This is a genomic window from Allorhizobium paknamense (assembly GCF_030815125.1).
Lineage (GTDB): Bacteria > Pseudomonadota > Alphaproteobacteria > Rhizobiales > Rhizobiaceae > Allorhizobium > Allorhizobium paknamense.
Map to the genome: position 1 here is coordinate 117,048 of NZ_JAUSWH010000016.1, position 13,806 is coordinate 130,853.

Below are 13,806 nucleotides of genomic sequence, written 5' to 3' on the forward strand. Positions count from 1 at the left end.
GTGTTTTCAGATGACGCCGCGTTTTTGTCCTACAACCGCCGCGCCGCAATCCAAGAAAGGCGTTTTGACCTTTGTTAAGCTCCTCTTCCTTTGCAGGGCATGGGAGGAGAGACTATGCAGGAGTTCAAGCTTGTCATCGACGGCAAATTGGTGGCGACGGAGCGCCATCGGCCTGTCGTCAATCCGTCCACGGAAACCATTGTCGGCCTGTCGCCGCTCGCGTCACGGTCTGATCTCGACCATGCGGTTGATGCCGCCAAACGGGCCTTTCCGGCCTGGGCGGCAAAAAGTAGCGAAGAGCGTGCCGCATTCTGCCAGCGCATTGCCGACAGGATCGAAGCCAATGCGGAAGATCTGGCGCATCTTCTGACGCTGGAGCAGGGCAAGCCGCTGGGCGGTCTTGGTTCACGCTTCGAGATTGGCGGTGCGGTGGCATGGACGCGCTATACCGCCTCGCTCGATCTGCCGGTCGAGGTTGTGCAGGACGGGCCGGACGACCGCATCGAGCTGCACCGCAAGCCGATTGGCGTCATTGGCGCAATCACGCCGTGGAACTGGCCGGTGATGATCGCGTGCTGGCACATCATTCCGGCAATACGGGCTGGCAATTGTGTGGTGATCAAACCGTCGCCGAACGCGCCCCTTTCCACCCTTCGCCTTGTCGAATGGATCAATGAGGTGCTGCCGCCGGGTGTTGTCAACGGGATTGCCGATGACAATGATCTCGGTGCTGCCATGAGTGCCCACCCCGACATCGCCAAGATTTCCTTCACCGGCTCGACAGCCACCGGCAGGCGCATCATGGCAACGGCTGCGGATACGCTGAAGCGCCTGACGCTGGAACTCGGCGGCAATGATGCGGGCATCGTGTTGCCGGATGCCGATCCGAAGGCGATTGCCGAGGGGCTGTTCTGGGGTGCCTTCATCAATAGTGGTCAGACCTGCGCCTGCCTCAAGCGGCTTTATGTGCATGACAGTCTCTACGATGCCATCTGCACGGCCCTGTCGGATTACGCCCAGACAATCAGGATCGGTGATGGATTGGCAGAGGATAGCGCCCTTGGCCCGCTGCAAAATGCGCGCCAGCGTGACATCGTTGCCGCTTGCGTGCGTGATGCTGTGGAGGGAGGCGGGCGGATTCTGATCGGCGGAACCGCTCCGGACGGCAAGGGCTATTTCTATCCTGTCACGCTGGTGGCCGATATCGATCACGGTGCAAAGCTGGTGGACGAAGAGCAGTTCGGTCCGGCGCTGCCCATCATTCGCTATCACGACATCGAAGAGGCGATTGCAAAGGCCAATGACAATCCGAGCGGGCTTGGCGGCTCGGTCTGGTCCAGCAATGTCGAAGCTGCCCGCAAGGTGGCGTCGCGGCTGGAATGCGGTTCGGTCTGGATCAACAGGCATGGAGCCATTCAGCCCAACGCGCCCTTTGGCGGCGTCAAGCAATCGGGCATCGGCGTCGAGTTCGGGGTCGATGGCCTGAAGGAATTTACCACCATCCAGACCGTTTTTATCTGACAGTCCGTCCAATAATCGCTGCTGATCGTCTGCAAATGGCAATTTCTGCGCTTCCGTTGCTCACGTACTTGAGTACGCTCCGCTCCGGTTCTCGAAATCACCATTTTCGCCAGATCAGCAGCAATTCTTGAACAGACTGTGAAGCCAGCCTGTTGGATTGGAGAGCGCGGACACCGACAGCGGGCCGTGGGGAGGACCATATGCGTGAGTTTGATTATATCGTGGTGGGCGGCGGTTCATCCGGCTCGGTTGTGGCGGCGAGGCTGTCGGAAAATCCGGCCAATCGGGTGTTGCTGGTGGAAAGCGGCCAGAAGGACAAGGACCGTTTTATCCATATCCCTGCCACCTTTTTCAAGGTGATCGAGAAGGGGCGAGACGTCCATTTTTACACATCTGAGCCGGATGCGGGCCTGAACGGCAAGCAGAACGTGGTGCCACAGGGCAATGTGCTGGGTGGTGGCAGCTCCATCAATGCGATGATCTATGTGCGCGGCCAGCGACAGGATTACGATAGCTGGGCGCAAATGGGATGCCGGGCCTGGTCCTATGACAAGGTTCTGCCAGTTTTTCGCGATCTGGAAGGCAATCAGCGGCTTTCGGGCGAATTTCATGGCGCGGAAGGTCCATTGAAAGTCTCTGACCGGCGTTTCGGCCACCCGCTGTCCTGGGCCTTCATTCGGGCGGCGCAGGAGGCAGGTCTGAACTATAACGAGGACTTCAACGGGGCGGATCAGGAAGGCGTCGGCTTTTACCAGACGACGACCTATAATGGCCAACGCTGGAGCGCGGCTCAGGCCTTTCTGCGGGATGCGGAAAAGCGCCCTAATCTCGACATCATGACCGGCACCAAGGTCCATAAGCTGCTGTTCGAGGGCAGGGCGGCCGTCGGCGTGCTGCTATCGACCGGCGAAACGGTCAAGGCGCGTGGCGAAATCGTGTTGACGGCGGGGGCGATTGCCACGCCGAAGCTGCTGCAACTTTCCGGTATTGGCGCAGCTGAACACCTTAAGACGCATGGAGTGCCGGTGCTTGTCGACCTGCCAGGGGTCGGCGAAAACTATCAGGACCATCTCGAAGCCACCGTTCAGGTCGAGGTGAGCATGCTATCTCTGTTCGGCCAGGATAAGGGACTGGCTGCCGCCCGTCACATGCTGCAATATCTCATGACCAAGACCGGGCTTCTCACCTCGACCGTGGTAGAGTCCGGCGGCTTTGTCGATACAGCCGGTACCGGGCAGCCGGATATACAGTTTCACGTCCTGCCCAGCTTCGTTGGCTTTGGCGAGCGGGTGGCAGAGCCGGGCCATGGCCTGTCCATCGGTCCCTGCTTCTTGAGGCCGCAATCGCGCGGGACAGTCAAGCTACGCTCGGCCAACCCTGAAGACCCGGCGCTGTTCAACGCCAATTCCTTCTCCAACCCGGCGGATCTGGAAACGCTGGTGCGGGGCATCGAACTGGCGATCCGCATTACCGAAGCGCCGTCGCTGGCCCGGATCGTCAAGCGCCGGGTTCTGCCGAGGCCCGGTGTTGAAAACGACCCGGAAGCGCTGCGCGATTATATTCGCGGGATTTCCAAAACCGTCTTCCATCCCTCCTGCACCGCCAAAATGGGCGTGCCCGAGGACCGCATGGCCGTGGTGGGCGAGGATTTGAAGGTGTTCGGCGTTGACAAATTGCGCATTGCCGATGCCTCGATCATGCCGACGCTGGTCTCCGGCAATACCAATGCGCCGACGATTATGATCGGTGAGCGAGCCAGCCGGTTCATTCTTGGCAAGGAGCGTGTGGCCTGACGGCAGAATGGCGCGTCTCATGTCCCGCGATCAAGTACCCCTTTTCGCCAACTCGCCGGGGAGTAACCAGTGCGCTTGCGAAAAAAGCGGGAGAAATAGGCCGGGTCTTCGAAGCCGATTTCCCGGCCGATATCCTCGATGGAGCGGATGGTGAAGCGCAGCAGCCGCTTGGCTTCCAGCAGGCGACGCTCCATCAGCATATCCTTGACCGACTGTCCAAAGGTTTCTCGCGCCGCCTTGTCGAGGAGATGCGGGGTGGTGGCCAGCACATCGACATAGCGGGAGACGGGCCAATCCTCTCGGTAATGCCGGTCGATGGCGCGGCGCAAGGCTGCCGCCAGCGCGCGGGAAGGCGACATATCCTCCATCGCCTGATGGCCACCCAGATTGCCGATCTGTGACAGAACCACGCCGATCAGGCCCGAAATCAGCCGGGGGCTGGCGCGGGCCGATCCCCTGTATTCATCCGCCACCATGCCGATCAGCGCCTTCAGCCGCATCCAGAGCGGATCGGATGCCGTGCCGCCGATCAGGCAGGGTTTCGTGAGGTCGAGATCGACGCCTGGTTCGAGCGTTCGCAGCAGATCATCGGAGATGGAAATCACGAAGGCATCCGTACCGTCCTCGACATCGAAACCATGCACCGTAGCCGAGGGAACGAAACTGATGGTTGGAGCCGAAAAATTCCAACTATCTGCCTCGATCCGGTAGGTGCCGCGCCCCTCGAACCAATAGGTGATCTGCCCCATCTGAGGATGTTGATGTGGCGCAACATGGCCAAAATGGATGGATTTTCGCTCCATAACGGTTTCGACATGCACGAAACCGACATCAAGCGCACGGCTTGGCTCACCATAGACGAAAAAGGCGGGAATGCTTGATGTCTGGCTCATGCCGGAAAAAGTACCAGCGAATTGCCCTGTTTGTCCATGGAGCGTGTGCGCTGCTCGACCTAACATCTGTCATTATTTTCAGGGAGGAAAATTTCATGCGTGCAGAAGATCATCGCAGCGACAAAACGCGTCCGTTTACCGGGGCCGAATATCTGGCAAGCCTGAGAGACGGGCGTGAAGTCTATATCAATGGCGAGCGGATTGCCGATGTCACCACTCATCCGTCCATGCGCAATTCTGCCCGCTCGATTGCCCGGATGTATGATGCATTGCATGACGAAAAGACGAAGGAGCGTCTGACCTCGCCGACCGATACCGGCAATGGCGGCTATACGCATAAATATTTCCGGGTCGCCAAATCCTCGGAAGAACTGGTGGCGCAGCAAGGCGCGATTGCCGATTGGGCGCGCATGTCCTATGGCTGGATGGGGCGCACGGCAGACTACAAGGCGGCCCTGATGAATACGCTCGGCGCCAATGCCGACTGGTACGGCCCGTTCAAGGACAATGCACTTTCATGGCACAAGCGGGCGCAGGAAAGCGTGCTGTTCATGAACCACGCGATCGTCAATCCGCCGATTGATCGCCATAAGCCGGCAGATGCGGTGAAGGACGTTTTCGTACATATCACCAAGGAGACCGATGCCGGTATCTATGTTTCCGGCGCGAAGGTGGTGGCAACCTCCTCGGCGCTGACCCATTACAACTTTCTTGCCCAGAGTTCGGCCACCGTCACCGAAGATCCGTCGCTGTCGGTGATGTTCATCCTGCCGATGAATGCGCCCGGGGTGAAAATGTTCTGCCGCGTCTCCTACGAGGAGAATGCCAACACCACCGGCCAGCCCTTCGACTATCCGCTGTCGTCGCGGTTTGATGAAAATGATGCGATTCTGGTGCTGGATAATGTCTTCGTGCCTTGGGAAGATGTTCTGGTGCTGCGCGATGCGGTCAAGATATTGTCCTTCCACCCGGCCTCCGGCTTCATGCATGGCTACTGCTTCCAGGGCTGCACGCGGCTTGCCGTGAAGCTTGATTTTATTGCCGGCCTGCTTGCCAAGGCGTTGCGCGCCACCGGCGGCGATGCTTTCCGTGGCAATCAGGCCATGCTGGGCGAGGTGATCGCCATTCGCCATCAGTTCTGGACCTTCTCCAATGCCATGGCGCATAACCCGATTCCCTGGGCAAACGGGGCGGTATTGCCCAATCTGGAAGCGGCGCTCTGCTACCGCACCTTCATGTCGGAAGCCTATCCGAAGGTGATCGACATCGTGCGGCGCACCGTGGCCTCCGGCCTGATCTATCTTCCATCCTCGGCCAAGGATTTCCAAAATCCTGAAATCGACCGCTATCTGGCGCAATATGTGCGTGGCTCCAACGACATGGGCCATGTCGAGCGTATCAAGATCATGAAGCTGCTCTGGGATGCGACCGGATCGGAATTCGGCGGTCGCCATGCGCTCTATGAGCTGAACTATGCCGGTGCGCCGGAGGAAGTGCGCTTGCAGGTGCTCAAAGGTGCCGAGCGCGGCGGTACGCTGAAAAAGATGGAAGCGCTGGTGGATCAATGCATGGCCGATTACGACGAAAACGGCTGGACCGGCGATGTCTGGCATGGGCCGCAGGACGATCTGCGTATCCTGAAAAGCGCCGCGGAATGAGGCCTTCGGTATGACCTTCAATGTTTCGAAAACCGAATTCCGAAATGCGATGGCCAGGGTCTGCGCCCCGGTCAACGTCATCACCACCAGGGGGGCTGCCGGTCGCGGCGGCTTCACCGCCACAGCCATGTGCTCGGTCACGGATGAGCCGCCAACACTTCTGGTCTGTATGAATGGCCGCTCGTCGCAGGCCGAACTCTTTCGAACAAACGCCCGGTTCTGCGTCAATGTCCTGACGGGTGAGCATCGCGATCTGGCCGGTCTGTTCGCGGGGCAGGAGGGCGATATGGAAAAGCGTTATGCAGCGGCTGACTGGCTTGATCTGGCGTCCGGCAATCAGGCGCTGGCAGACGCCATCGTCTCGTTCGACTGTGTGCTCACCGACATCAAATCTGTCGGCACGCATAACATCCTGATCGGTGAAGTCAAAGAGGTCCGCAGCCGCAAGGATGGGCATGCGCTTCTGTATTTTGACCGCAACTACGTGCATGTGCCGACCCAGACTGGAAGTTTTGGCGGATAAAATGGCGTCTTTCTGCTTCCGACTCTTTGGCCTTTCCAAAACGGGGTGAATCTGGCTCTAATGATGTAACCGCCCTCCGACGACCCCAATGTGCGAAGGTGGGTCTCCATGTGTCCACCAAGGAGAGCTGTCATGTCGAAGATTGTCACAGTCGGGCTCGATCTGGCGAAGAATGTGTTTCAGGTGCACGGGGTTGAATAGACTGGCCGCGCGGTTTTGCGTAGAAAGCTGCGCCGGGATCATGTGCTTTCGTTCTTCAGCCAGTTGCCTCGATGTATTGTTGCGATGGAGGCCTGTGGCGGGGCCCATTTCTGGGGTCGTGAGATTGTCCGCCTGGGTCATGAGGTACGGTTGATCTCGCCAGCCTACGTCAAGCCCTTCGTGACGCGTCAGAAAAACGATGCTGCGGATGCTGAGGCGATCGGCGAAGCAGTTACACGCCCGACGATGCGCTTTGTTCCGGTAAAAAGGGAGGAAACTCAAGGCGTAGCAATGAGCTTCCGCGTTTGCCAGCTTCTGATCCGGCAGCGAACGCAAATCATCAATGCCTTGCGTGGCCATCTGGCAGAATTCGGACAAATCGTACCGCAAGGTGCAGCCAACGTATCGCGGCTGGTTGCAATCATCGAAAGTTCGGAAAGCGACCTGCCCGCAGAGGCGGTCACCACGCTGGGTATATTGGTTACGGTGTTCACGAACCTTGAGGCGGAGATCGGCAAACTTGATGCCGAGATCGCACACAGAGCCAGGGAAAATGAAGTGGCGCGGCGCCTGATGACGGTTCCGGGCATCGGCCCACTGATTGCCACAGCGATCACAGTCCTGGCTCCGCCGCTGCAGACTTTCCGTAAGGCACGCGACTTTGCAGCCTGGCTTGGCCTGACACCCCGGCAGCATTCCACCGGCAGCAAGCAAGGGCTCGGGTCAACGACGAAGATGGGCGAGCGCTCTCTACGTACGAGCTGATAGATCGCAGCATCCATGTAGATCGTGTTTCAAAGCACGACGAGATTGACGACTAGACCGAGCGCGCCGAAGCTGCTCTTCCTGTCCCGCGCAATAGCGCTGGCGCAGTTCGGCACGCTTTCCATGGAAGATGACGTGGGCAAGTTGGTGTCGGCCTTCGCCACGATTGAGGTGGATGATAATACGGCGTCTATAGCTTTTACCATCGAGGACGCGCGGGAGATATAGGGTCTTGATGAGCCGACCGAGTTCGTGCTGGGCACGGGCAGGACGGGTCTCGGCCATGGGGGCTTTGTTGCAAATATTCCGGATGGCTGGGGAGGGGCTTTCCTACGCTTCAGTCACACGGGTTTGGTGTCGCGTTTCTGGGGAGAGTTGCTACTAGCTGCTGCATAATTCCTTAAATCAAAGTCGATTTAAGGAGTTATGCAGCAGATGGAAAGCGTTAGGGTCAAAACTCAATCAGGATGGGTGTTCTGTTGAACGGGATGGGATTGAATGGCCGCGAACAAGCGCAAGGCAAGGCCCTGAGGCCTTGTCGAGCATTGTTCGCAATCAGGCGGCCCATCCCGTTCAACCCTTCGGGCAAGGCGTATTTTGCGCCTGCGGGCGTCGGAAAGGTTTGAAAATGATCGGCATTTCCTGCACCTTTCCTCCTACTCAGACACAAAATACGCCTTGCAGAACACCCATCCTGATTGAGTTTGACCCTAGAGCGAACCTTTGTGCGCCATAAATGGCGCACGGCGCTGTAGGTGCGCGCGCTCGACTCAATACCGAAAGCACGTTCCACGAATGTGGCCGTTCAAATTGAAGATCGCGGCCTGTCCCTTGCGTGGAGCATGCATGAACTCGAACCCTTGATCGTCGCGTAGATGGTTTTCAAGGTCTTGAAACCTCGGGCTGGCTTGATCAATGGTTTGAGCTTTCCATGATCTGCCTCGTGAGCTGATGGGGTTATCTGCTTTTCTTCCGTGAGCGCCACCAAGGCGTTGGGCAGGCATCATACTCCAAGGCCCACTGAAGGGAGCATCCACACCATCAGTTCAAAGTGAATCGAAAAGCAACCTTTTGATTATTTTTTCCGGAATGCAACTTGAAGGATAAATTCATGCACCTTATATAACAGTTTTATGACAAAACATTTATTTAGAGTTGTATAAATGAATTTTGAAGCCAGAAGGTCAAAGCATTTTGACCGCGCGTCTCCTAAAGGTTGCCTTAGGCATCCAAATCAAGAGGTAGACCCCTTCACGTTTGGCACTAAAAGTGAAACACTAGTTAAAATCAGTAAAATATCAAAGAATTTTACGGTTCTACCGATAGCGGTCGTGCAATATTCGGACTGGCAGGAAGATAGAGATCGCACGGCACGCAAGATTTGGTCAGACCTGGAGATGACGCGGACACTCATTGTACGCTCAAGCTGCGCCGCTGAGGATTCCGAGGTTGCCTCCCACGCCGGGGAATTTCTTTCTCTTCTCAACATCAAAAGCCTGGCGGATTTGGATCACGCCATTGATGACGTATTCATGTCCTATGGCAAACCAACACCCGGTGACCAGGTGCTTGTTCAACCCATGGCGCGTGAGGTTGTCTTGAGCGGCGTCGCCATGACTGCGGACGCCCAAAGTGGTGCGCCCTATACGATCGTTGACTATGCTCACGGAGCCGACACCGAAGCCGTTACGGCCGGAACATCAAACTCGGGCATGGCGATCTGCGTGACGGGCTACGAAAGCCATCTGCCGCCTTGCTTGCAACCTTTGGCGCCCGCTCTTCGCGAACTGGCCGAAATCACGGGCGGCAAGCCTGTCGATATCGAATTCGCGATTACCGCGACAGGGACAGTCATCATCTTCCAGGTGCGCCCAATCGTAATGAAATCACCAAGGCATAAGATTGTCGGCTTTGGTTTCCCATATCTTATTGAGAACGTGCAACGATGCTATAAAGACATCGTCAAATTCAATGCGCGCAATGGGCTAGAGAATGCCCTGTTTGGCGTTATGCCGGATTGGAATCCAGCAGAGTTAATCGGCATCAAACCGCGTCCCCTGACGTACTCTCTGTATCGATATTTGATTACGGACGTGGCTTGGACCAAGGGGCGTACGCCGCTTGGGTACACCGACATGAGTGGCGACGGGCTGATGCGCCTCATCGGCGGAACACCCTTCATTAATGTGAGCGCCAGCCTTAGTTCATTTGTGCCTAAATCTGTACCCCCACTCATACGTAGAAAGATTGTTGCAGATGCGTCTCGCGCGCTGGCAGCAGCACCGCAATTTCACGACAAGATTGAATTCGAGATCATGCCAACGGTGTTCACGCCGGACTTGACGCAGCCCCACTGGAGGGCTCGCTTTACTTCGCTTTCCGACGCGGAATGGGCGGGGTATTTGGACGATCTCCTGAAACTCACCAACGGCGTCGTGGTCGAAGGCGGCACCTATGACGGCATCATGGCCGATGTGGTGCATCTGGAAGCGATGTATGAGCAAAAGAGCGATCTTAAGTCTTCAAGCCTGATGGACGCCACACGGCTTTTGTCATGGGTGCGGCACAACGCAGCACCGTTGTTTTCCGGCGCTGCACGGTCGGCATTTATTGCCGCTTCTATTCTGAGGGTCCTTGCACGGACCGGTTATATCCACGAAGCCGTCATTGAGGATATCTCTCGCAGCGCGCAGGCAATCGGTTCGCAACTTTTTGGCGATTTCCAGAGATTGGAGCGCGACGTCTTCATGGCGCGATACGGTCATATTCGCCCGGGAACTTTCGACATCACCGTGCCGCGATACGATCAAGAACCGGAGAGGTATTTTTCATTTCTTAATGCCACCCAAGCGCAACCCGACGAGCCAGACACAGGAAGCTTTGTAGAACTTTCGGCGAGTGACATCGCCCGGATTGATGCGCATTTCGCAGCGCTTGGATACAACTTTAACTGGGAGCGCTTCCGCACTTTTGCGGCGAGTGCCATTCATGCGCGGGAATATGTAAAGTTTCTCTACACAAAACAGGTTTCCGATGCGCTTGAAATCATTTCGAATGTCGGGGCGCAGTACGGTTGCAACAGGGAAGAGATGTCGTTTCTAACGCTCTCGGATATCGAGAATATGCTCGACTTCACATCCGACATAGACCGTCGGATTCGCGAAAGCTCGGCGTCGAATCGGGTCTCATGGCAGCAGAGCCTGCCGGTGCGTTTGCCTGATTTGCTGACCTCGCCTGACGATATTCTTGGTTTTGAGGTGGAAGCTTCGGCACCAAATTTCGTGACCTATGAAACCGTTCAGGCCCCGGTCGCGCTGTCTCTCGATAATGACCTGAGGGGCAAGATCGTGTTCATCGAAACCGCGGATCCGGGATACGATTGGGTGTTTACTCGAGGTATTGCGGGTTTCATCACGCGATATGGAGGCGAGAATTCCCATATGGCGATCCGTGCTCGTGAATTCGGGATCCCGGCGGTAGTTGGGGCCGGGCGGCTTTATGACAAATGGAAGACCTTTTCGGTGTTGCGGTGTGATTGCCGCGCCCGTCGGGTTGAGCCAATCACATGAGCCGCTTTGTGGCAATCACCATGCGTGACGCCGTGTTGCCCGAGCGGAACGAGCACCGGGACTGCCTTGAAACCGGTTGGTGGACTTTTCTGGAGGCTTGCGAGCTTGTGCCAGTTTGTCTGCCCAACCATCTCGGTCAAGCAGAGCTCATTCTCGACAGCGGTATCTTGAGCGGTGTGATCCTGAGCGGTGGCGGTAATGTCGCGCGCTCACCGGAGCATGTTCTGGCCCGTGACAGAGTTGAAGATATCGTTCTGGCCCGAGCGAAAGAGAAGGGGCTTCCGGTTCTTGGGGTGTGCCGGGGGTTGCAAAAACTCTGCCACGCGTTTGGCGGGACTCTTGTGAAGCGTGCAGGTCATACCGTGACCAGGCATAGGATTGCGGGTAACTGGGGGGAGCGCTGCGTGAATTCCTATCATGACTACGGGATTGATGAGGTGCCGAGCCAATGCCACGTTTTGGCAGAGGCGGAGGACGGTTCGCCGGAATGGTTGGCGCATGACAGCCTGCCTGTATCAGGGATCATGTGGCACCCAGAGCGCAATGTGGTGCCGGATCAAGCCGATATTGCACTGTTTAGAGCTAGATTTTCAATCATAGGATGCTGCTGATGCGCGCCATAATGCTTGTAGCCGGCCGAGGTTCACGACTTCGCAATCTTACGGACATGCGACCGAAATGCCTCGTTCCTTTCCGGGGCAGGCCGCTTCTGGAGCTCTCCGTTGAGCGCCTGAAAGCAGGCGGTGTGGAGAAATTCACGTTTGTGGCGGGCTACCGTTCCGAGGCCATTGAGGCGTTTATCGATAGGCATGAGATTGATGCCGAAATCGCCTTGAACCGTGATTGGGACAGTACGAACATGGTGCAATCGCTGTTTTGCGCGGCGGATCGTCTGGCGGCGGAACCATGCATCGTCAGCTATGGCGACATCTTCTTTGAAAGTGCCATTGTGCGGAATCTGATTTCCGCTCAGGGCGATTTTGTGCTGGCCTATGATCATAATGGCCGTGCCCTTTGGGAGCAACGTTTCGAGGATCCGCTTTCGGACATCGAGAACTTCCGGATTGATACGGAGGGACGCTTGATCACGATTGGCGGGAGGGTGCAGGATATCACGACGGTGCAGGGCCAATACATGGGCCTATTCAAGCTTACGCCGACTGGTCTCTCCGAGATGCAGGATTTTTGCGCAAGCCTTAGTTCAGATCGTCGCCGTTCGATCGATGTGACGAGCGTATTCTCCGCCCTTCTGGGGCGCGGAACGCTCATTCGATGCGTACCGAACCTCGATCCATGGGGCGAACTCGATTCTCCCGAAGATATTCACTTCTTTGAAGCCTCTACCCCCGTTAACACTCCTGCTTTAGAAAGATCTTACTAATGGATCCCACACTCTGGCTACTTTTCGCGCTTGCTTATCTCGGAATCACCTTTTCGCCCGGTCCTAACGTCCTGATGGTTCTGAACCATACGGCAAAATATGGCTATCGCCACGTTTTCGTCACAATGGCTGGCAATCTTTCATGCCAGCTTTTGATTATCGTTGCGATTTGTGTCGGCGTCGGCTCGTTGCTAACTGTAGAGAGCGCAGCCTACCACTGGATGAAGATTGCGGGAGCATTTTATCTGATATATCTCGGAGCACGCATCGTTTATGATGTTTTTATTCGGGGTCGGTTGAGAGCTGTAAAAGCACCGACGCATTTGAATCAGGCGCATGTGCTGCCGTCGGCGCGCAAACGCTTTCTTGAGGCTTTCGCGGTTTCGGCTAGTAATCCTAAGACGGTGATTTTTCTATCGGCGTTCCTGCCGCAATTTATCTCGCCGGAATGGCCAATCGTGCCGCAATTCGCAATAATGTATCTGACAATCGCGATTATTGTCATCTCTGTGCATTATATTTACGCGTTCTTGCTCGTCAGAGCTCAGCGTCGATTCTCCGGCATGTTTTCCAGCCGTTTGTTCCCCGGGCTCAGCGCCGCGATTTATCTCTTTTTGGGAGTCACGTTGGGGGTCTCTGCGTGAGTTTAGCGGACGACAAACGAGGGGAAAGCCTACAGGTTTCAGATGAGCCGGGTCCCATCACTGCTCTGATGCGAGACCCGGCCAATGCCGTAACCCTGGGGGGGCTGGGGGTTGCCGTTGCCGGGCTTCATGCGTCAGTGGTGGGCGAGGTGCATCTCGGAGCGGCATGTTTGGCTCTGGCCCTGTTCGCCGACATGACAGATGGCTGGGTCGCGCGTCGTTCCGGGCCGCGCCGCGCGGCTCATATGTCGCGCGCGGGTGTGCAACTCGACTCGATTGCGGATCTGATGCATGGAGCGATCCTACCCGCGGCGCTCATGGGGGCGTTGAGCGACTGGAGCGCGATCAGCCTGTTACTTTCTGTGCTTCTGGCGCTGTGCGCCGCGACACGGCTAACATATTTCTCTGTGTTTGGCGGCAATCCTGACGGCAGCTATCGCGGCGTTCCGGTAATCTACACATCGTTCCTGACGAGTCTTATTATTGGGCTGTTGCCGATGCCTTTTGCCGCACAATTATTGCCGTGGTGCATCGCCATCATTGGAATGCTCAACATGAGCTCTCTAAGGGTACCAAAAATGACTGGAGGAGCGCTCGCCGCGTTCAATATACTGTCCGTGGGCATCGTTGTTCTCAATTTGTTGAGGAGAATTACCTGATATGGGCCATACGCAATTCACCGTGTACAGTAATCTTAAAGCCTTGAAGCGGCGTCGTAACCTTAACTTGTGAGTTCATGCTGAAGCGCGACTTGCGGGCAGGTCGAAGCTACCCGGTACGCCTTAATTGTGCGAGCAGCTTCTTGCGGAAGACTTCTGCCGGTGTCCTGTATCCCAGGCATTTGCGAGGCGTCTCATT

The 13,806-nt window shown here is 56.6% G+C and carries 10 protein-coding genes and 2 pseudogenes; 10 read left to right on the forward strand and 2 right to left on the reverse strand.

Going from position 1 to position 13,806, the window contains the following annotated elements; all coding sequences use genetic code 11:
• Nucleotides 1-114 precede the first annotated feature (114 nt).
• On the forward strand, nucleotides 115-1,521 hold the full coding sequence (locus QO005_RS19825) for an aldehyde dehydrogenase family protein (RefSeq protein ID WP_307159760.1): 1,407 nt from the start codon (nucleotides 115-117) through the stop codon (nucleotides 1,519-1,521).
• 200 nt (nucleotides 1,522-1,721) lie between these two features.
• Nucleotides 1,722-3,314 (forward strand): GMC family oxidoreductase, encoded by a 1,593-nt coding sequence (locus QO005_RS19830; RefSeq protein WP_307159761.1) that lies wholly within the window; start codon nucleotides 1,722-1,724, stop codon nucleotides 3,312-3,314.
• Between the two features lie 17 nt (nucleotides 3,315-3,331).
• Here the strand turns inward: QO005_RS19830 and QO005_RS19835 are convergent, their stop codons facing one another.
• Nucleotides 3,332-4,207 (reverse strand): helix-turn-helix domain-containing protein, encoded by an 876-nt coding sequence (locus QO005_RS19835; protein ID WP_307159762.1) that lies wholly within the window; start codon nucleotides 4,205-4,207, stop codon nucleotides 3,332-3,334.
• A gap of 95 nt (nucleotides 4,208-4,302) precedes the next feature.
• Here QO005_RS19835 and QO005_RS19840 point away from each other — a divergent pair, with 95 nt between their 5' ends.
• The 3 genes and pseudogenes from QO005_RS19840 to QO005_RS19850 all read left to right on the forward strand — a co-directional run.
• Nucleotides 4,303-5,865: a 4-hydroxyphenylacetate 3-hydroxylase N-terminal domain-containing protein gene (locus tag QO005_RS19840; RefSeq protein ID WP_307159763.1), complete on the forward strand. Its 1,563-nt coding sequence runs from the start codon at nucleotides 4,303-4,305 to the stop codon at nucleotides 5,863-5,865.
• Between the two features lie 10 nt (nucleotides 5,866-5,875).
• Nucleotides 5,876-6,388, forward strand: coding sequence for a flavin reductase (locus QO005_RS19845; RefSeq protein WP_307159764.1), 513 nt, complete (start codon nucleotides 5,876-5,878; stop codon nucleotides 6,386-6,388).
• A gap of 132 nt (nucleotides 6,389-6,520) precedes the next feature.
• Nucleotides 6,521-7,345 (forward strand): annotated as a pseudogene (locus QO005_RS19850) (IS110 family RNA-guided transposase); the annotation flags it as partial.
• Here QO005_RS19850 and QO005_RS19855 read toward each other — a convergent pair.
• Nucleotides 7,324-7,639 (reverse strand): annotated as a pseudogene (locus QO005_RS19855) (Tn3 family transposase); the annotation flags it as partial. The pseudogenes QO005_RS19850 and QO005_RS19855 sit on opposite strands and share 22 nt — an antisense overlap.
• Nucleotides 7,640-8,517: 878 nt before the next feature.
• Between QO005_RS19855 and QO005_RS19865 the strand changes: the two are divergent.
• Genes QO005_RS19865 through QO005_RS19885 form a run of 5 tightly spaced genes read left to right on the forward strand, consistent with a single transcriptional unit; the run spans nucleotide 8,518 to nucleotide 13,607 of the window.
• Entirely contained in the window at nucleotides 8,518-10,923 is a 2,406-nt protein-coding gene (locus QO005_RS19865) for a PEP/pyruvate-binding domain-containing protein (protein WP_307159765.1), read from the forward strand.
• Nucleotides 10,920-11,534 carry a gamma-glutamyl-gamma-aminobutyrate hydrolase family protein gene (locus QO005_RS19870; protein WP_307159766.1) on the forward strand — a complete coding sequence of 205 codons (615 nt, stop codon included), beginning with the start codon at nucleotides 10,920-10,922 and terminating at the stop codon, nucleotides 11,532-11,534. Before QO005_RS19865 ends, QO005_RS19870 begins: the two co-directional genes overlap by 4 nt.
• On the forward strand, nucleotides 11,534-12,304 hold the full coding sequence (locus QO005_RS19875; protein WP_307159767.1) for a phosphocholine cytidylyltransferase family protein: 771 nt from the start codon (nucleotides 11,534-11,536) through the stop codon (nucleotides 12,302-12,304). Before QO005_RS19870 ends, QO005_RS19875 begins: the two co-directional genes overlap by 1 nt.
• Nucleotides 12,304-12,948, forward strand: coding sequence for a LysE family translocator (locus tag QO005_RS19880; protein WP_307159768.1), 645 nt, complete (start codon nucleotides 12,304-12,306; stop codon nucleotides 12,946-12,948). Before QO005_RS19875 ends, QO005_RS19880 begins: the two co-directional genes overlap by 1 nt.
• Nucleotides 12,945-13,607: a CDP-alcohol phosphatidyltransferase family protein gene (locus QO005_RS19885; protein ID WP_307159769.1), complete on the forward strand. Its 663-nt coding sequence runs from the start codon at nucleotides 12,945-12,947 to the stop codon at nucleotides 13,605-13,607. Before QO005_RS19880 ends, QO005_RS19885 begins: the two co-directional genes overlap by 4 nt.
• Nucleotides 13,608-13,806 lie beyond the last annotated feature (199 nt).